Here is a 17,803-nt window from a genome sequence, read left to right as displayed (position 1 = left end):
TTCATCACAGCTGCAAGCTGCAAGCGAGAAGCTTCAAGCTTCAAGCGAACCCCGAACCCCGAACCCCGAACCGGGGAAGACGTTGTTTCAGGTGGGCACAAAAAACCCGGCTCACACAGGTCCGGGTTTTTCTTGCCGCTTGAAGCTTGAAGCTGGGGTCAAACCCCAAGCCGCTCGATATCCCGCGCCAGCATGGCGAGTTGGTGGGCGAGCTGGTTTTTGACCCGCTCTTCGGACACCAGGTAGGAGGGTGCGCCGCAGGTCAGGACCATCAGGCTGCCGTCCTGCAGGTGCAGGGGGACGCCGGCGGCGTTGACGTTGCGGTCCCAGTCGCCGAGCGACAGACAGAAGCCGTGCTGCTTATACTCGTCAAAGCTGCGTTGCAGGGAGGCCTGCAGTTCAGGCCAGGTATCCGGGTTGCGCGCCTGGATGGCATCGAGCAGGTGGCTGCGCTCGTCTTCCTTCATGGCTGCAAGGTAGGCCCGGCCGGCGGCGGTGGTGGCCAGCGGCAGGCGTTCACCCACATCCATGCGCAGCGAGGTGGATTCCGACGGGCGGCAGTTTTCGACGTAGATCATCGACAGACGATCTCGGCAGGTCAGGCCGACCGAGGTATTGGTGTTGCGGGCGAATTCGTCGAGATAGGGCTTGGCGAGCTGGCGTACCCGCAGGTTGGACACATAGGCATATCCCAGTGCCAGCACCCCGGAGTCGAGCTGGTATTTTTCCAGCTGGGTTGAGTAGCTCAAATAGCCGAGCTTGGTCAGGGTATAGGTCATGCGCGACACGGTCGGCTTGGGCAGCCCGGTGATGCGGGCGATGTCCTGATTGCCCATGACCACCGAGCCCTGACTGAAGGCGCGTAACACGTCCAACCCACGAGAGAGTGCTTCGACGAACTTGCGGTCCTTGGCAGGGGATTCCTTTACTGTTGCTTCCAACTCATCTTTCATTGGGTTGTATACCTTGTGGCCCATCGGAGGGTGCGGCCGAATGTGATTTGATGCTTTCTTTTATTGTTATGGTCAGAGCGCGGAACGATATCACGATCAATGGTTCTGCACAGTGACACACTGACACTCTGTTGCTGTTTTGTTACCGGGGGCAATGCCGACTGTCTCGATCATTGCACAGCCTGCCTCGAATAGAATAGCATCTTTTTGGTATTTCGTTTCGCAGTGCAAAACAATAGTTCAAAAACAAGAGGCTGAGATGTCTACTCCTGAGCATTACGCCGTCAGCGCACAACTGGCAGAGCTGGGTCACACCACGATCTTCGATATTCTTGACCAATCCTGCCGTCGTTATGGCGACCAGCCTGCGTTCTCCTGCGGTGCCGACACTCTGACCTTTAACCAGCTTCGTGGCAGGGCCGATGCCTTTGCTCGCTACCTGCGTCAGCATGCCGGCCTGCAGCCGGGTGACCGCCTGGCCATTCAGTTGCCCAACCTGCTGCAATACACCATTGCTATCTTCGGCGCGCTGCGCGCCGGCCTGGTGATCGTCAACACCAACCCCCAGTACACCCCCTACGAAACCCGCCACCAGTTCGCCGACTCCGGCGCCCGTGCGGTGGTGGTACTCGACAAGTTGATCCCGCTGGTGCGCAAGATCCAGGACGAGACCGAGATCGAAACGCTGATCGTCACCAGTATGGATGACTTCAGCAACCCGCAGTACGACGCGAGTGCCGCCGATGAAGTGCGCTTTATGCAGGCGCTGCGTCTGGGTGACGAGCTGGCCCCGGTGACTATCGATCGCGAATTGGACGACCTGGCGCTGCTGCAGTACACCGGCGGTACTACCGGTGTCTCCAAGGGCGCAATGCTGACCCACCGCAATATTCTCTGTAACGTGCTGCAGGCAGTCAGCATTCTGAAGGAAGGCGACGTGACTTATGGCGGTGAGGTGCGAGTCTCGCCGTTGCCGCTGTACCATATCTTCGCCTTCACCGCGAACTGCATCGCCTCGGTGTTCACCGGGTTCCATACCATTCTGATCACCAATCCGCGTGATCTCGATGGCATGATCGCCGACCTGAAACGCCATCCGTTCACCCTGCTGACCGGTATCAACTCGCTGTTTGTATCGCTGATGAATCACCCGGACTTCGACAGTGTCGACTTCAGCCGGCTGAAGTGGGTCAACTCCGGCGGTGCGCCGCTGAACACCGAGATCGCCCGCCGCTGGCAGGAGCGCACCGGCAGTGTGGTGCGTGAAGGTTACGGCCTGACCGAAACCTCTCCTGTGGTGGTCGCCTCGACCTCGAATACCCCTTACAAGGAAGGTTTTATCGGTCAGCCGGTAATCGATACCTGGGTCAAGACCGTAGATGACGACGGTAAGGAAACACCGCGTGGTGAGCCGGGCGAAGTGCTGATCAAGGGGCCGCAGGTGATGCAGGGCTACTGGCACCGTCCGGATGAGACGGCCGCAACCTTTACCGAAGACGGCTGGCTGAAGACCGGCGACGTTGGCCTGCTGGACGAGGAGGGCTTCCTGAAGCTGGTGGACCGCAAGAAGGACATGATTCTGGTCTCCGGCTTCAACGTCTATCCCAACGATGTTGAAGACGCGGTCATGCGTCATGCCGGCATTCGCGAGTGTGTAGCCGTCGGCGTGCCGGACGAACGGACCGGCGAGGCGATCAAGATATTTGTCAGCCTCAACGATGCGACTCTGGATGAAGCGGCCATCATCGCCCACTGCCGCGAGAACCTGACCGGCTACAAGATTCCCAAGCATGTCGAGATTCGTGACGACCTGCCCAAGTCGACCGTCGGCAAGCTGCTGCGCCGGGTGCTGCGCGACGAAGCGCGCGGTGAGGCCAAGGCGTGAGCGCGCCGCTGCAGCTGACCATTGCCGATGGCATTGCCGAAATCCGGTTGGACGACGGCAAGGTCAACGCGCTCTCGGAAAGCATGCTGGAACAGTTGCTCGCGGCCATTGCCAAGGCGGCGGAGGCGGACGCCGCGCTGTTGATCAGCGGCCGTCCCGGCGTGTTCAGCGGCGGCTATGACCGCAAGCTGATCGATGCCGGTGGGCCGGCCTGTGATGCCATGCGCGCAGCCGGTGACCGGCTGACGCTGGCGCTGCTCGACTATCCTGCGCCAGTGGTGATTGCTGCTACCGGTCATGCCATGGCCAAGGCCGCCTTTATGCTGCTGCTCGCGGACTATCGCCTGGGTACCGAAGGTGATTACCGGGTGTCGCTGAATGAGGTGGCTATCGGAATGACCATGCCGGACGGGGCCATGCTCCAGGCGCGGGCCCGGCTGTCGCCGCAGTGGCTAAACCGCTGTGTGCTGCAGGCGGAGGTCTTTGCCGCGGTCGGCGCGCTGGAAGCCGGTTTCTTCGACGAGCTGCAGCCGGCGGAGCAGCTGCTTGAGCGCGCCCGCGCCAAAACCCGTCAGCTGGCGGGGCTGGATCGTCGCGCCTACCGCGAGACCCGTGCGCTTTTGAATGCGCCGCTGCGTGAGGCGTTTGTCGGTCTGCTGGGCTGAACCAGCGGGGCGCAGCATTCGAGAGTAGCGCCATCCCGGGGCACGGCGTGCCGTGCCCGAGGTCAAGATTGCACGGAACGATACCCGCCCACGAGATAGCGTGCTGACCACACGGGCACAGCACGCTGTGCCCCTACGCTTGGGGGCGATCCTTGTGGGTCACTCCTTGAAATACGCCACCTGGGTGGTGGTCAGCAGTAGCTGGCCGTCATCGCTCCACAGGTGCGCGACCTGATCCGAATAATTGTTGTGCATACGCGTCGCTCGGGCGTGGCCAAGCAGGTGGCGATCGCCCGCGCGTGCCAGTTGATCGGTATCGGCGTGGAAGTAATGGGTCAGCGACACCGTGCCGGCGGGAGTAAAGCGCTGACGGCGGTGGAAAATCCGTGGCGCAAATACGTCACCCAGCGCGGTCAGTGACGCGAAGTCCAGCGGCCGGGGCGGATTATCTCGGGTCCACAGCAGGGTTTCGCTGTGGGCGTCCTCTGGGTTGCCGTCACTGCGGTTGGGGTCAAACAGGCCTGAAACGTAACGGAAATCATAGTTTCGAAACCAGTTGCGCTCGCCACGTTCCACCCGCGGCAGGCTGTCAGCGGCCGGTGCTGCAGGCATGTCGTGCTGCTGTTCGGACCAGGTCTCTCGGCGGGTGGCGAAGCAGGCGGTACCGCTGGTGACAACTTCGCCGTTCTGTTTCTGCAGCAGCAGCCAGTGTTGGGTCGAGCGGTTAGTGCGCAGGGGGATGGCTTCCAGCTCGAAGTCGCCGAGCTGGACCGGGCCGGCAAAGTTGATGGTCAGCGAGATCGGCTCGCCGATGCGTTCCGGGTGCTGCAAGGCGCCGTTGAGCAGGATGGCTGCGGTCACGCCGCCGAATGGCCCGACCATGTTCTGAAAACTGTCGTCGACGTTGCCCTTGAACAGGTTGGGGCCAGCCGCGGTCAGCGCAATGGCACGGTCAAAGGCATGGTTGTGAGGGGTTGCTTCGGTCATCTGCGGGATTCCGTTACGGCGGGAACGATTGAATATGATGGTCATAATAGGCCGCTGTTGAATGCGCAGACCAGCAAGCTTGATGCTGTGAATCCGTTGCTATCGACCGGGGAGAAGCGGGGCGGGAGGTGATTCGGTACGACTCTCTGGCAGCGTTGCGGCACCCATTGCAGGTGCCGCAACAGAGGAGTTAGCCGCGCTGATAGGTGCCAATCAGGCGGTTCATCGCGGTAGCGTGTGGCTCGATCTTCTCGAGCAGTTGCCACAGGGTCAGACCGGCCGGCAGATTCAGCTCGGCGTCCAGCGCGATGATCCAGAAATAGTACTTGTGCTGGCCGTGACCTTCCGGCGGCAGCGGACCGTTGTAGCCGCTGTTGCCAAAGTTGTTCACACCCTGGGTGTAGTCGGCGCAGCCTTCGGCGAGTTCGCTGACGCTGGCCGGAATGTTGTACAGCACCCAGTGCACAAAGCCGTAGGTGCCGTTGGCGGAAATCAGCGGGGCATCCGGATCGTGACAGATGACGGCAAAGGATTTGGTACCCGCCGGTGCGTTCTTCCAGCTCAGGGCGGGAGATACGTCAACGTCGTCGCCGGTGTGCCTGGCAGCGATCGCGCCGTTGTTGGCGAAGGCGCTGCTGGTCAGCTCCAGTTCATTGGAAAATGCGAATCCCATGGTGTTCTCCTCAGATTTTTAGCCGAAAACTACCGAAATACTACTATGCACCGGTCTGCCGACAAGCGCGTGTCAATTGATCAGGGCGCTCAATAGCCAGAGCCCGAGCAGGACCCAGATGATCCCCAGTACGATCTTGCGGCGGATAAAGGCCCGCACGCCGGTGTAGATCAAAAACAGGCCGAGAATCACCGCGGCGATGCTCAACAGGTTGCTGTTGACGCCCAGGGCACGGGAAAAGCCGTTGATGAAATCGGAGCTGGCATTGCTCAGCATGGTAAACAGCCAGATCAGGCTGTCGATAACAACGCGGACGACGCTGCCGATGGCGGAACCGAGCCATTCAAAGGGGCTGCTGGAGTTGAGCTGCATGCAAGGGGTCGCTGACAGGGAATGAGGGGTAGAAGCTATCAGCTTCAAGCCGCAAGCTTCAAGCCGCAAGCTAAAACCCAAACCAGGACGAGGCAGGGGTTCTCAGCTTGTAGCTTGTAGCTTGTAGCTTGTAGCTTGTAGCTTGTAGCTCCGCGAGCGCGTTAAACGCGCTCGATCACCGCTGCCACACCCTGGCCCAGGCCGATACACAGGCTGACCAGTGCGTAACGCTTGCCGGTGCGCTCCAGCTGGCGCAGGGCGGTCAGGGTCAGGCGTGCGCCGGAGGCGCCGAGTGGGTGGCCGACTGCGATGGCCCCGCCGTTCGGGTTCAGGCGCGGGTCGTCGAAGGCGATACCCAGCTGCTTGGCGCAGCCGAGGACCTGGGAAGCGAAGGCCTCGTTGATCTCGATCACGTCCATGTCATCCAGCGTCAGGCCGGCGCGGCTCAGTGCCTTCTTGCAGGCTTCGACCGGACCCAGGCCCATGACGCGCGGCGCAACACCGGACACGGCGCCGGCCAGGATGCGGGCGCGCGGCTTGATGCCGTACTTCTGACCAATGGCTTCGCTGCCGATGATCAGCGCAGCGGCGCCGTCGTTGACGCCAGACGCGTTGCCTGCGGTAACCACGCCGCCCTCAAACAGCGGGCGCAGACTGGACAGGGCAGCCAGATCGCTGCTCGGGCGCGGATGTTCGTCCTGATCAATCACCTTGGCCGGCTTCTTGCGACCCTGGGAAACCTCGATCGGGTGGATCTCTTCGGCGAAGAAACCGTCGGCGCGAGCCTTCTCGTACAGCGCCTGGCTGCGAGCAGCGTAGGTGTCGGCTTCCTCACGGGTGATGCCCAGATCGGCAGCGACGTTGTCGGCGGTCTGCGGCATGGTGTCATCGCCGTACTGCTTCTCGACCCTGGGGTTCGGGAAACGCGCGCCGATGGTGCTGTCGAAGGCGCGGAAGTCGCGGCTGTAGGCGCTTTCGCTCTTGGCGATAACGAAGGGCGCGCGGCTCATGCTTTCCACACCACCGGCTACGAACAGGTCGCCTTCACCGGTCTTGACCGCACGGGCGGCGTCGAGAATGGCCGCCAGACCGGAACCGCACAGGCGGTTGACGGTAACGCCGGCGACTTCCTGCGGCAGACCGGCCAGCAGGCCGGCATGACGGGCGACGTTGCGCGCGTCTTCACCGGCCTGGTTGGTGTTGCCCATGACCACGTCTTCGTAGTCCTGACCCTCGAAGGGGTTGCGGGTGACCACAGCGCGAATGACTTCGGCCAGCAGGTCATCGGGGCGCACGCTGGCCAGGGCGCCGGCGTGGCGGCCGAAAGGTGAACGGAGGCCATCATAGATATAGGCAGTCATGCTCTTACTCCTGGAAATCGGGTGTGGTCAAAGGCAGTTCCAGCTGTACGCGACGACGCAGCCAGGGGCTGGGGCGGTAGCGCGGCTCGCCGTAGTTGGTCTGCAGGTTGTTGAGGACGGCAAGAATGTTGGCTGCGCCGTAATGCTCACCGAAGGCCAGCGGGCCCTTGGGATAGCCCAGCGCCAGTTGAATGGCGCGGTCCAGCGTTTGCGGGGTGGTGATGCCTTTCTGCACGATTTCGCAGCCCAGATTGACCACGCTGGCGATCAGGCGCTGGATGACAAAGCCGGGAGAGTCGTTGATCACCTCGACGGGTACACCATCGGCGCTGAGGGCCTGGCGCGCCTGGGCGACAACATCGGCACTGGCGGCGGGCTGGCGCATCAGCGTGCGGCGTTTTTCCCAGTTGGCAAAGCTGTCGAGTGCCAGCGTGCGTTCAGCCGGCAGACCCAGTTGGGTCAGCGCGGTGCTGCAGTCATCGCCCAGCGGGGTGACCAGGCAGATGGCGTCGTCCGACGGCTTACTGCCGGTTTCGAGGGTGGCGCCTGCCTTGGTCAATACGTCTGCGACCTGGTTGCGCAGCGCGTCATCATCGGTTTCCAGCCAGAAAGGACGAGTGATCAGCACGGTCTCGGGCTGCGGCTCGGACGGCTCGATCTTCTGGCCGTCTTGGTAACGGTAGAAGCCCTGACCGGTCTTGCGACCCAGCAGGCCGGCGGCAACACGCTGGGCTGCAATAAAGGATGGGGTGTAACGCGGGTCGTGATAGAACTGCTCGTAGACCGATTCCATCACCGCGTGGGAAACGTCCAGACCGGTCAGATCAAACAGCTCGAACGGCCCCATGCGAAAGCCCGGGCCGTCACGCAGGATGCGGTCGATCTGCTGCACGCTGGCAACGCCTTCGCTGAGCATGCGCAGGGCCTCGGTACCGAAGGCACGGCCGGCGTGGTTGACCAGGAAGCCGGGGGTGTCCGGGGTGATCGCCGGGAAGTGACCGGCCTGTTCGGCCAGCGCTACCAGAGACTGAATGTGACACTCGTCGGTGCGCTCGCCGCGCACGACCTCGACGATCTTCATCAGCGGCACCGGATTGAAGAAGTGGAAGCCGGCAACGCGCTCGGGGTGCTTGGCGGTGCTGGCGATACGGGTGACCGACAGCGAGGAGGTGTTGGTCGCCAGTACGCAGTCGGCGCTGACAATGGCTTCCAGGTCGGCGAACAGCTTCTGCTTGACCTCCAGCAGCTCGACAATGGCCTCGATCACCAGATCGCACTCGGCCAGATCGGTCAGCTGGGCAGCCGGCTGCATGCGCGCAACGGTCGCTTCCAGCTCGGCCTCGGTCATCTTGCCCTTGGCCTGAGCGCGTTGCAGCAGGTTGCGGTTGAAGGCCAGGGCGTCGTCGATGGCCTCTTTACGGGTATCGAACAACAGAACCTGCTGACCACTGCTGGCGAACAGCTGGGCGATACCGCGGCCCATGGCTCCGGCGCCGATGACGCCAATCCGCTTGAACATGCTTTGCCTCCTGAAGTACGCTTTTTGTTCCGCATGGCGAAACGGCATTTCGTTTAAAGTGCTGCGAGATTAAATCCTGCGTGGTAGGAGTGCAAGTTTGGCGACAGTCTGGCGCCGCTTGCGCGTGGCATACTTGCCTCCTTCAAACTGGCCGGTATTACGTGCCGGGCAAGTCGCCCGCCATGTTCTCACGCTGGCCAGCCAGATCGAGTGTAGTGAATAAAAGGTGTCGCACCCGTGAATCAAGATGAACGTCAGGCCATTGCCCGTACCGTTACCGGCTTCTTTCAGGAGCTTGGTGCCCAGCTGGAAGAGTACTCGGAGGGGCGCGCCGTTGTCGGCCTGACCCTGACCGAAAAGCACATGAACAACGCCAGCTCATTGCACGGTGGGGTGACGGCCAGCTTGATTGACATTGCCATGGGGCTCTGCGGTACCTGGGCGGCATCGCCGGCAGAGCGCCGGGTCGCCATTACCCTGTCGCTCAACACCAATTTCACCTCGACCGCCCCGGTCGGCACACACGTTCGCGCGGTCGCCACCTGCCGTAAGGCTGGCCATAAGGTGTTTATGGCCAGTTGTGATCTGCTGGATCAGAACGACCAACTGATCGGCTTTGGTGAAGGTGTATTCAAGAAGGGCGCCTTTCGCAAGGATCTGCCGTGAGTGCGGCGCTGCTGCCGCTTGGTGTTGCTCTTGAGCTGGCGGGGCTGCTCAGTCACCAGCATTGGCTGAGCTGGCTCGCAGCCGGGGCCTTTGCTGTCTATTTCCTGCGCTTTTTTATCCGGCTGAACCCCTACCCGCGCTGGCTTGGGATCGGCACCCTTGGGGTTTTGGTGGCAGCTATTGCGCTGGCGCGCCCCGGTGCCGAGCTGTGGCCAAAGCTGGCCAGTTCGGTGGCTTATTACACCAGCTTTCTGGGGGCGCTGGGCCTGATGCAGTTGCTCGCGCAGCGTTTGCCGCAACTGCGCGAGCTGCACAAGGCCCTGCTCTCCGGCTCCAAGGTGGTGCTCTATCCGCGTTATGTGCTCGCCGCCGGCAGCATCGGCTCGATTCTCAACTTCGGCATGATGAACCTGCTCTGCGGCACCCTGAGCGAGCATCTCAAGCGCTATTCGCTGAGCGACGAGCAGCGCCGTGAAGGCCTGCGCAGCGTCATGGTGACCACCCTGCGCGGCTTTGCCCTGGTGCCGCTACTGGCGCCAACCAGTGTGACCATCGCCATCATCTCCCGGGAAATGCCCGAGCAGTCCTGGAGCACCATGGTGCCCTATGGCGCGGTTGCTGCGCTGATGATGATCGTGGTCGGCTGGCGCAGGGAAACCCGCGGGCTGCTGGCGCTGCGCGACAATATTGGCGACAGCAGCAAGGCCGACGGCATGCCGCAGCTGTTGATTGGCAGTCTGCTGGGTCTTGCGGCTATCGGTCTGCTGGCTTCCGTGACAACACTGAGTGCGTCGCAGGCGGCAATGGTGCTGGTGCCGGTGGGTGTCATCAGCTACCTGTTGTGGCGCGAGCGCAAGCCTGCGCAGGTGCTGCAGGAAGTGACCGACAATATGGTCAGCATGCACAACGAGATGTTCATCTTTGGCTGCGCCGCGTTGCTGGGCGGAGTGCTGGGCGCGGTAGCACCGCTTGAGCAGATTGCGGCGTGGCTTGCGCAGGAGCCCAAGTACAATGTGCTGCTGGCGATCGGCAGCCTGTTCAGTACCATCATTTTGGCAGTGCTGGGGCTAGCGCCCATTGTGTCGCTGTCGCTGACGGCGGGCCTCCTGGCGCAGCTGTCACTGCTGGGCGTGCCGATCATGACGCCGGCTGTGGGGCTGATGTGTGGCTTCTCTCTGGCGATGATCTTCTCGCCCTTCGGTCCCTCGACCCTGATTCTGTCGCGCTACAGTGGCGAGTCACCCTACCGGGTCGCCTTTGGCTGGAATGGGCGCTTTGTCGCCAGTGTTCTGCCGTTGCTGTTGTTGCTGATTTTCGTTACCTACTGGTTGCAGAGCTGACATGCCTGAATTACCTGAAGTTGAAACAACCCGTCGCGGGATTGCACCTCACCTGGAAGGGCGCAGGGTGACGCGTCTTGTCGTGCGTGACCGCCGTCTGCGCTGGCCGATTCCGGAGGATCTGGCGATCCAGATCGAGGGGCAGTTGTTCGAGCGTATAGATCGTCGCGCCAAGTACCTGCTGATGCGCATTGGTGGCGGCACCCTGATCGGCCATTTGGGCATGTCCGGCAGCCTGCGAATGGTGCCGGCGGGTACGCCGGCGGGCAAGCATGATCATGTCGATATCGAGCTGGATTCGGGCATGGTACTGCGCTACACCGATCCGCGCCGTTTCGGCGCACTGCTCTGGGCCCGAGCGGACGAGCCGCATGCACTGCTCGGCAAGCTGGGTCCCGAGCCGCTGTCCGACGCCTTTGACGGTGAGCGCCTGTATCAGTTGTCACGGGGCAAGAGCATGGCCATCAAGCCGTTTATCATGGATAACGCGGTGGTGGTCGGGGTCGGCAATATCTATGCGACCGAGGCGCTGTTTGCGGCGGGCATTGATCCGCGGCGCGAAGCCGGGCGTGTCAGTCGTCAGCGCTACCAGCGCCTGGCTGAGGAAATAAAGCGCATTCTCGCCAAAGCCATCGAGCAGGGTGGAACGACCCTGCGTGACTTCGTAGGTGGTGATGGCCAGCCGGGCTATTTCAAGCAGGAGCTGTTTGCCTATGGCCGCCGCGGCGAGTTGTGCAAGCAGTGCGGTACGACGCTGTCGGAATGTCGCCTTGGCCAGCGCAGTACGGTGTTTTGCCGACAGTGCCAGCGATAGCGCTGTCCGGCGTGGCGGCCTGGTTCGCAAATTTTGTCTGGCACGTTCCGTAATGCCGGGATTGTGCCTACAATGAGGGCGATGCCGTGAGTCCGCAGGAGTTCGGACCGGCCACCAGATCAATGCCTTTCGGGCCACAACCAGGGATTAATTATGCGCCTGTTACGTCATTCCACCGCACTTGTTGCCGGTCTGCTTATGAGCGCCAGCGTCATGGCGGCCGATTCCTACAACGATTACCAGCAGGACAAGCCTGGCTACTTCGCCATGATGGGTGACCTGATCATTGCCCGTCCGCTGCTGCTGGGTGTGACGGTCGTCGGGGCCGGCGCCTTTCTGGTCAGCTTGCCGTTCAGTGCCATGGGTGGAAATGTTTCGGAAGCCGGTCATGAACTGGTTATCCGCCCGGCGGAAGAAACCTTTGTCCGCTGCCTGGGCTGCACCCGTGCCGGCTACGGTCGCCAGCAGCAGGAAGAGATTCGCTGAAATTGATTGACGCGCCAGGAGTATCGACGTTGGCGCTGATTTCCCCCCTGTCGGGGGGCTGCTGATGGCTAATGCGCTCAATGCCGGTCGGCTGCTCCGCTCGCGATTGGCGACGCTGCGCCCGCTTGGCATGGCCTTCGGGCTGGTGCTGGTTGTCCTGCTGTTTCTCAAGCAGCAGTCGATGGCCCAGCTCTTCGCCGGCGTTGCCCTGTTTCTGCTCGGCATGCGCTATCTGGAAGATGGCTTCAGGGCCTTTACCGGCGGCGCTCTGGAGCGCTGGCTGGCTGCCAGTACCGATCGTCTCTGGAAAAGCCTCGCTTTTGGTACCGTCAGTACCGCGCTGGTGCAGTCCAGTTCGCTTATAACGCTGCTTTGCATTGCCTTTCTCAGCGCCGGGCTGATCAGTCTGACGGCGGGGATCGGTATCGTCTTCGGTGCCAATCTGGGGACCACTACGGGGGCGTGGCTGATTGCCCTGGTAGGTTTGAAAGTCGATCTGGCCCAGGTTGGCATGCCGCTGCTGGTACTCGGCGTGCTGTTCGAGCGCAACAGCTCGGCGCGCTGGCGCGGTACCGGTCAGGTGTTGCTGGGTGTTGGTCTGCTGTTTCTCGGCATCGACATGATGAAGCTTGGCTTTGCCGGCATGCAGGAGATCTTTGATCTGTCTGCCTACCGGGTAGGCGGCTGGCAGGGCGTGTTGCTCTATGCCTTGCTGGGTACCCTGGCGACCGTGCTGATGCAGTCCAGTCACGCGACCCTGATGATCACTCTGGCGGCACTGGGCAGCGGCCAGCTGGATTACGGTAATGCCCTAGCGATGGCCGTTGGTGCGAATCTGGGGACTACGGTAACTGCGCTGATTGCCGCTGTTGGCGCCAATAACGCCGGACGTCAGCTGGCGGCGGCGCATATCCTGTTCAATCTGCTGACCGCCGCTGTAGCGCTGTCCATCCTGCCGCTGCTGGCCCAGCTGGTGGACACGCTGTCGGCCTGGCTGGGCATCATGGAGACGGCCTTTACCCTCAAGCTGGCGCTATTCCATACCCTGTTCAATCTGCTCGGGCTGGCGCTGATGCTGCCCTGGGTGCCGCTGCTGGTGCGCGTGCTTGCCCGGCTGCTGCCGCCGCCAACTGAACCGGTCAACGATGAGCTTGCGGGGCGTCCACGTTCGCGCGCACTGTATCTGGACGGCGCCGCCCGGCTGCATGCGGACTCCGCAGTCAGGGTGTTGCAGCAGGAACTCGGGCACCTTGCTGCGACCAGCCGGCTGGTCATTGCGTCGGCGCTCTATCTGCCGAGCGAGTTTCGCCAGGACATGACCCGCGAACCGGCGCTGGGTGAGGTGCTTTCGGTGCCGCCACTGGCCGAGCGAGAGGACGCCGATGCGCTCTATCATCAGCACATCAAGGGTATTTACGCTGATATTGTCGATTTTATCGGGCATCTGGATTGCGAGCTGCTGCCCGAGCAGCAACAGGCGTTGATGGATGTGAATCTGGCAGCACGGGATCTGGTTGATGCGGTGAAGGCGGCCAAGCACCTGCAAACCAATCTGCGCAAGCATGTTGAGAGTCCGCGGCCAGCCCTGCGTGAGGGCTACCGGTTGCTGCGGGAGCAGGGGCGATTACTGCTTGGCAGTCAGGCACGGCAAGAGTCGGACTCGCTGTCGGGGGCTGCCGACCAGCAGCAGTCGGCGGACTACCTGGATCAGGAGCAGTTGTTCCGCAGTCAGTTTGAGCAGCGTCTCCAGCAGCAGTTGCGCTCTGGCGAGCTGGACGGCTGGCAGGCGACCAGTCTGATCAACGACCTGCATTACCTGCTGGAGATCAGCAGCAATCTGCGCGCCGCGCACGACATGATCTACACCCGTGCGGCATTGACCGCCGCTGCCTGAGCTGCAGCGGCGGGCGTTCGGCGGCCGTTTTCAGTGGCTACATTCCAGGCATTCCAGGCATAAAAAAACGCCTGATGCACTGCATCAGGCGTTTTTTGTTACTACCGAGTAACGCGAGCCTTAGTTCTTGGCTGCGCGCTTCTCTTTTTCCTTCGCGATCACGGCTTCTGCAACGTTGGCCGGGCACGGTGAGTAGTGCGAGAACTCCATGGAGAACTGACCGCGACCGGAGGTCATGGTACGCAGGGTGCTGATGTAGCCGAACATTTCTGCCAGCGGTACATCAGCCTTGATGCGGACGCCAGTTACACCGGCTTCCTGGCCTGCGATCATGCCGCGACGACGGTTCAGGTCGCCGATAACGTCACCAACGTGGTCTTCAGGAGTGAACACGTCAACCTTCATGATCGGCTCCAGCAGCTGCGGGCCGGCCTTCGGCATGGACTGACGGAACGCACCCTTGGCCGCGATTTCGAACGCGATGGCCGAGGAGTCAACGGCGTGGTAGCCACCGTCGGTCAGTTCGAAGGAAACGTCCAGAACCGGGAAGCCAGCCAGCGGGCCAGTGCCCATCAGAGAGGCGAAGCCCTTCTCGATGGCCGGGAAGTATTCCTTCGGAACGTTACCGCCAACAACGCTGGACTTGAAGGTGAAGCCGGAGTTCGGCTCGCCGGGACGGATGACGTAGTCGATCTTACCGTACTGACCGGAACCACCAGACTGCTTCTTGTGGGTGTAGCTGTCGGCGATTTCGCGAGTGATGGTTTCGCGGTAGGCAACCTGCGGCTGACCAACAACCAGTTCAACGCCGTAGGTACGCTTGAGGATGTCGACCTTGATGTCCAGGTGCAGCTCGCCCATGCCCTTGAGGATGGTTTCGCCGGAATCCGGATCGGTTTCAACGCGGAAGGTCGGATCTTCTGCAACCATCTTGCCGATCGCGATACCCATTTTCTCGGTGGAGCCCTTGTCTTTCGGCTCAACGGAGATGGAAATTACCGGCTCGGGGAAGACCATCGCTTCCAGGGTGCACTCGTTGTTCGGGTCGCACAGGGTGTGACCGGTCTGAACGTTCTTCATGCCGACGATGGCGATGATGTCACCGGCCTGTGCGCTGGTCAGTTCGTTACGCTCGTTAGCCTGCATTTCTACCATGCGGCCGACGCGCTCGGTCTTGCCGGTGAAGGAGTTCAGGATGGTGTCACCCTTGGCCAGCTTACCGGAGTAGATGCGGCAGAAGGTCAGGGCGCCGAAACGGTCGTCCATGATCTTGAACGCCAGGGCCCGGAAGGGCTCGTCCGGAGACACGATGGCGAACTTGCCGGTCGGGTTGCCTTCTTCGTCGGTCAGCGGCTGCGGGTTGACCTCAGTCGGGGACGGCAGGTAATCAACAACGGCGTCGAGAACCAGCTGCATGCCCTTGTTCTTGAACGCGGAGCCGCAGTAGGTCGGGAAGAATGCCAGATCGCGGGTACCCAGGCGGATGCAGCGCTTGATGTCGTCGATGGCCGGCTCTTCGCCTTCCATGTAGGCCATCATCAGGTCGTCGTCCATTTCCACGGCAGTTTCGATCAGTTGCTCGCGGTACATTTCGACGTCGTCGACCATGTCGGCCGGGACTTCCTGGATGCTGTAGTTTTCCGGAATGCCGGTGTCGTCCCAGACGTAAGCCTGGCGGGTCAGCAGGTCAACCACGCCAGTGAAGGTGTCTTCGCGGCCGATTGGCAGGGTCATGATCAGCGGCTTGGCGCCCAGTACGTTCTTGACCTGCTCGGTTACGCGCAGGAAGTCGGCACCGATACGGTCCAGCTTGTTGACGAAGATCAGACGGGAAACTTTGGAGTCGTTCGCGTAGCGCCAGTTGGTTTCGGACTGGGGCTCAACGCCGCCGGAACCACAGAATACGCCGATACCGCCGTCGAGAACCTTCAGCGAGCGATACACTTCTACGGTGAAGTCAACGTGGCCGGGGGTGTCGATGACGTTGAAGCGGTGGCCTTTCCAGAAGCAGCTGACAGCAGCGGACTGAATGGTAATCCCGCGCTCGGCTTCCTGTTCCATGAAGTCGGTAGTGGACTCACCCTCGTGTACTTCACCCAGCTTGTGGATACGGCCGGTGAGTTTGAGGATACGTTCGGTAGTGGTGGTCTTACCGGCATCAACGTGGGCGAAGATACCAATATTGCGGTAAAGGGATAGATCAGTCATGGCACTCTCTGATAGCCGGGTTTGAAAATAGGGCGACACTATACAGGATTCTTGGGCGATACGCTCTGCTTTTGCGATGAAAAGCACAGCGAGCCCCGGCAGCGCTCTGCAACGCACCGTGGAAGGTCTCGCCAGAGCCGGTCGGACGCGCAAGGGAGCTGCGCAGGTGTGACAGGTAACCTCTGACGGGGTGGAGCAGTGAGACCCGCGTGCAGCTTAGCAGTATCAACGCTGGCCGTAATGTCTTTTCGTCGTCCGCTAATCAGCCTCTTAGGGGGCAACAGGCCGCGCAGGGGTAGCCGGTCGGACTTCGGCGCTGCCAATACCGCGTGGATCGCTGGCGGCGCTGACGCTGTTGTCCGCCTTGTTCCATGACACCGCATGCATGTTGCCGTAGTCCCGGCCAACCGGCTCGATGCGGTGGCCCATGGCTTCGAGCGCCTTGCGCTGCTGCGCATTGAAGGCGCTGTCTTCGACCTGAATGTGGTCAGGCAGATATTGATGGTGGAAGCGCGGACGGCTGACCCAGCGCTCGACCGGCTCGCCGTGCATCGCTTCCAGTGCGCCGAGCAGCACCATGGTAATGATGCGGCTGCCGCCCGGGGTGCCGAGTAATGCCAGTTGGCGGTCGTTCTCCAGCATGGTCGGGGTCATGCTCGACAGCGGGCGCTTGCCCGGAGCGATGGCGTTGGCTTCGCTGCCGGCCAGCCCGTAGGCGTTGCTGCCGCTGGGGTCGGCGGCAAAATCGTCCATCTCATTATTCAGCAGCACGCCGGTGCCGGGCGGGGTAAAGGCCGCGCCAAACGGCAGGTTGATGCTCAGGGTGGCCGATACCGCATTGCCATCGGCGTCCATCAGCGAGAAATGGGTAGTGTTGGTGCCTTCATGGAAGTCACGCAGCGGGCCCAGGGCGCTACTCGGTGTGGCGCGCTCGGGGTCGATATCCCGGGCCATGGCCACGGCGTAGGCCTTGGAGGTCAGTTCGGCAACCGGGACCGAGACAAAATCGTTGTCGCCGAGCAGCATGGCGCGGTCGCGGTAGGTGCGGCGCATCAACTCGACCAACTGGTGGGTCTGCTGGATCGAGCCATTGGCGCTGGCCGGCAGGGCGGGCAATGCCTGCAGAATGCCCGCCAGGGCAATGCCGCCGGCCGACGGCAGCGGCGCGCTGATGACCTGATAGCCGCCGCTGACAAAGCGGATCGGACTGCGCTCAATGACACGGTAGTTATCCAGATCCTGCTGCTGCCAGACGCCGCCGGCGGCCTGCACGCCGCTCAGCAGTCGTTCGGCAACCGGGCCGCGGTAGAAGCCGTCGCGGCCGTTGCTGGCAATCGCCCGCAGAGTGGCGGCCAGTTCCGGCTGGGTGATCAGGGTTCCGACCTCGGGCGCCTGGTTGTTGCGCAGAAACAGTCGTGCGGTCTCGGTGTCGCGCTGCATGGCGTCCAGTCGATACCCGACCAGGGTGCGGTAATGCTCGCTGCTGGTGAAACCCTGTTCGGCGGCGTCGATGGCCGGGGCAAGCGACTGGGCCAGCGGCAACCGACCATAGTGGCTGGCCAGGTGCACCAGCGCGGCCGGGATGCCCGGAATGCCGGCGGCGAGCGGGCCGTTGATGGCCGGGTCGCGCTGAACTTCGCCGTTGGCGTCGCGGTAAAGGTCGCGACCCGCCTTGCCCGGTGCGGTCTCGCGGGCGTCGATGAAGCGGTAGGGCTGGTCGGGGTTGCCGGGTTGGCGCAGCAGGAAGAAGCCGCCGCCACCGATACCGGAGCTGTAGGGCTCGACCACCGCCAGCGTGGCGGCAACGGCGATAGCCGCATCAAAGGCATTGCCACCGTCGGCCATGATCTGCAGGCCGGCTTCGGTGGCAATCGGGTGGGCGCTGGCAACCGCGTTGCGGCCGGGCCCGTCGGCGGCCAGCAGCGGCGCAGCGAGCGCCAGCAGGGCGGTCAGGCCGAGCAGGCGGGGGAGTTGTCGCAC

Annotated in this window: 15 protein-coding genes; 7 read left to right on the top strand and 8 right to left on the bottom strand. The window is 62.2% G+C overall.

Features of this window, described 5'->3' with window-relative positions:
• Positions 1 to 158 precede the first annotated feature (158 nt).
• Complete coding sequence (locus ACZ5WQ_RS13170; protein ID WP_228247142.1) at positions 159 to 953, bottom strand: IclR family transcriptional regulator; 795 nt, start codon at positions 951 to 953, stop codon at positions 159 to 161.
• Between the two features lie 259 nt (positions 954 to 1,212).
• Between ACZ5WQ_RS13170 and ACZ5WQ_RS13165 the strand changes: the two genes are divergently transcribed.
• Entirely contained in the window at positions 1,213 to 2,838 is a 1,626-nt protein-coding gene (locus ACZ5WQ_RS13165) for an AMP-binding protein (RefSeq protein ID WP_338212444.1), read from the top strand.
• The gene (locus ACZ5WQ_RS13160; RefSeq protein WP_338212442.1) at positions 2,835 to 3,503 is read left to right on the top strand and encodes a crotonase/enoyl-CoA hydratase family protein; all 669 of its coding nucleotides are present in this window, start codon (positions 2,835 to 2,837) and stop codon (positions 3,501 to 3,503) included. The genes ACZ5WQ_RS13165 and ACZ5WQ_RS13160 overlap by 4 nt, the downstream gene beginning before the upstream one ends.
• A gap of 159 nt (positions 3,504 to 3,662) precedes the next feature.
• Here the strand turns inward: ACZ5WQ_RS13160 and ACZ5WQ_RS13155 are convergent, their stop codons facing one another.
• The 5 genes from ACZ5WQ_RS13155 to ACZ5WQ_RS13135 all read right to left on the bottom strand — a co-directional run bounded on the left by ACZ5WQ_RS13155 (position 3,663) and on the right by ACZ5WQ_RS13135 (position 8,415).
• Positions 3,663 to 4,490 (bottom strand): acyl-CoA thioesterase, encoded by an 828-nt coding sequence (locus ACZ5WQ_RS13155; protein WP_228247139.1) that lies wholly within the window; start codon positions 4,488 to 4,490, stop codon positions 3,663 to 3,665.
• 190 nt (positions 4,491 to 4,680) lie between these two features.
• Positions 4,681 to 5,163, bottom strand: coding sequence for a YbhB/YbcL family Raf kinase inhibitor-like protein (locus ACZ5WQ_RS13150; RefSeq protein WP_228247138.1), 483 nt, complete (start codon positions 5,161 to 5,163; stop codon positions 4,681 to 4,683).
• A gap of 72 nt (positions 5,164 to 5,235) precedes the next feature.
• Entirely contained in the window at positions 5,236 to 5,535 is a 300-nt protein-coding gene (locus ACZ5WQ_RS13145; RefSeq protein WP_088275973.1) for a hypothetical protein, read from the bottom strand.
• A 161-nt stretch (positions 5,536 to 5,696) separates the two neighbouring features.
• Positions 5,697 to 6,896 carry a 3-oxoadipyl-CoA thiolase gene (locus tag ACZ5WQ_RS13140; RefSeq protein WP_338212441.1) on the bottom strand — a complete coding sequence of 400 codons (1,200 nt, stop codon included), beginning with the start codon at positions 6,894 to 6,896 and terminating at the stop codon, positions 5,697 to 5,699.
• 4 nt (positions 6,897 to 6,900) lie between these two features.
• Positions 6,901 to 8,415: a 3-hydroxyacyl-CoA dehydrogenase gene (locus ACZ5WQ_RS13135; RefSeq protein ID WP_464382453.1), complete on the bottom strand. Its 1,515-nt coding sequence runs from the start codon at positions 8,413 to 8,415 to the stop codon at positions 6,901 to 6,903.
• Between the two features lie 237 nt (positions 8,416 to 8,652).
• On the opposite strand from ACZ5WQ_RS13135, the gene ACZ5WQ_RS13130 reads away from it, so the two are divergent.
• From ACZ5WQ_RS13130 to ACZ5WQ_RS13110, 5 genes are all read left to right on the top strand, one after another.
• On the top strand, positions 8,653 to 9,081 hold the full coding sequence (locus ACZ5WQ_RS13130) for a PaaI family thioesterase (RefSeq protein WP_228247135.1): 429 nt from the start codon (positions 8,653 to 8,655) through the stop codon (positions 9,079 to 9,081).
• Positions 9,078 to 10,421, top strand: coding sequence for a hypothetical protein (locus ACZ5WQ_RS13125; RefSeq protein ID WP_228247134.1), 1,344 nt, complete (start codon positions 9,078 to 9,080; stop codon positions 10,419 to 10,421). Before ACZ5WQ_RS13130 ends, ACZ5WQ_RS13125 begins: the two co-directional genes overlap by 4 nt.
• 1 nt (position 10,422) lies before the next feature.
• Entirely contained in the window at positions 10,423 to 11,235 is an 813-nt protein-coding gene (gene mutM / locus ACZ5WQ_RS13120) for a bifunctional DNA-formamidopyrimidine glycosylase/DNA-(apurinic or apyrimidinic site) lyase (protein WP_228247133.1), read from the top strand.
• Between the two features lie 153 nt (positions 11,236 to 11,388).
• Entirely contained in the window at positions 11,389 to 11,721 is a 333-nt protein-coding gene (locus tag ACZ5WQ_RS13115) for a multidrug transporter (protein WP_088275985.1), read from the top strand.
• Positions 11,722 to 11,785: 64 nt separating this feature from the next.
• Complete coding sequence (locus ACZ5WQ_RS13110) at positions 11,786 to 13,615, top strand: Na/Pi cotransporter family protein (RefSeq protein ID WP_228247132.1); 1,830 nt, start codon at positions 11,786 to 11,788, stop codon at positions 13,613 to 13,615.
• A gap of 120 nt (positions 13,616 to 13,735) precedes the next feature.
• On the opposite strand, the gene fusA is transcribed toward ACZ5WQ_RS13110, so the two are convergent.
• On the bottom strand, positions 13,736 to 15,823 hold the full coding sequence (fusA, locus tag ACZ5WQ_RS13105; RefSeq protein WP_228247131.1) for an elongation factor G: 2,088 nt from the start codon (positions 15,821 to 15,823) through the stop codon (positions 13,736 to 13,738).
• A gap of 270 nt (positions 15,824 to 16,093) precedes the next feature.
• A complete protein-coding gene (ggt, locus tag ACZ5WQ_RS13100; RefSeq protein WP_464382452.1) occupies positions 16,094 to 17,803 on the bottom strand; it encodes a gamma-glutamyltransferase in 1,710 nt (569 codons plus the stop codon).

The organism is Halopseudomonas sp. T1L2 (genome assembly GCF_055397385.1).
This window is presented reverse-complemented; position numbering and strand designations above follow the sequence as displayed.

Coding starts and splice junctions, on each gene's coding strand:
- ACZ5WQ_RS13115 (WP_088275985.1), top strand. CDS start 11,389: ATGCGCCTGTTACGTCATTCCACCGCACTTGTTGCCGGTCTGCTTATG.
- ACZ5WQ_RS13110 (WP_228247132.1), top strand. CDS start 11,786: ATGGCTAATGCGCTCAATGCCGGTCGGCTGCTCCGCTCGCGATTGGCG.
- ACZ5WQ_RS13135 (WP_464382453.1), bottom strand. CDS start 8,415: ATGTTCAAGCGGATTGGCGTCATCGGCGCCGGAGCCATGGGCCGCGGT.
- ACZ5WQ_RS13150 (WP_228247138.1), bottom strand. CDS start 5,163: ATGGGATTCGCATTTTCCAATGAACTGGAGCTGACCAGCAGCGCCTTC.
- ACZ5WQ_RS13170 (WP_228247142.1), bottom strand. CDS start 953: ATGAAAGATGAGTTGGAAGCAACAGTAAAGGAATCCCCTGCCAAGGAC.
- ACZ5WQ_RS13155 (WP_228247139.1), bottom strand. CDS start 4,490: ATGACCGAAGCAACCCCTCACAACCATGCCTTTGACCGTGCCATTGCG.
- ACZ5WQ_RS13140 (WP_338212441.1), bottom strand. CDS start 6,896: ATGACTGCCTATATCTATGATGGCCTCCGTTCACCTTTCGGCCGCCAC.
- ACZ5WQ_RS13165 (WP_338212444.1), top strand. CDS start 1,213: ATGTCTACTCCTGAGCATTACGCCGTCAGCGCACAACTGGCAGAGCTG.
- fusA (WP_228247131.1), bottom strand. CDS start 15,823: ATGACTGATCTATCCCTTTACCGCAATATTGGTATCTTCGCCCACGTT.
- ACZ5WQ_RS13145 (WP_088275973.1), bottom strand. CDS start 5,535: ATGCAGCTCAACTCCAGCAGCCCCTTTGAATGGCTCGGTTCCGCCATC.
- mutM (WP_228247133.1), top strand. CDS start 10,423: ATGCCTGAATTACCTGAAGTTGAAACAACCCGTCGCGGGATTGCACCT.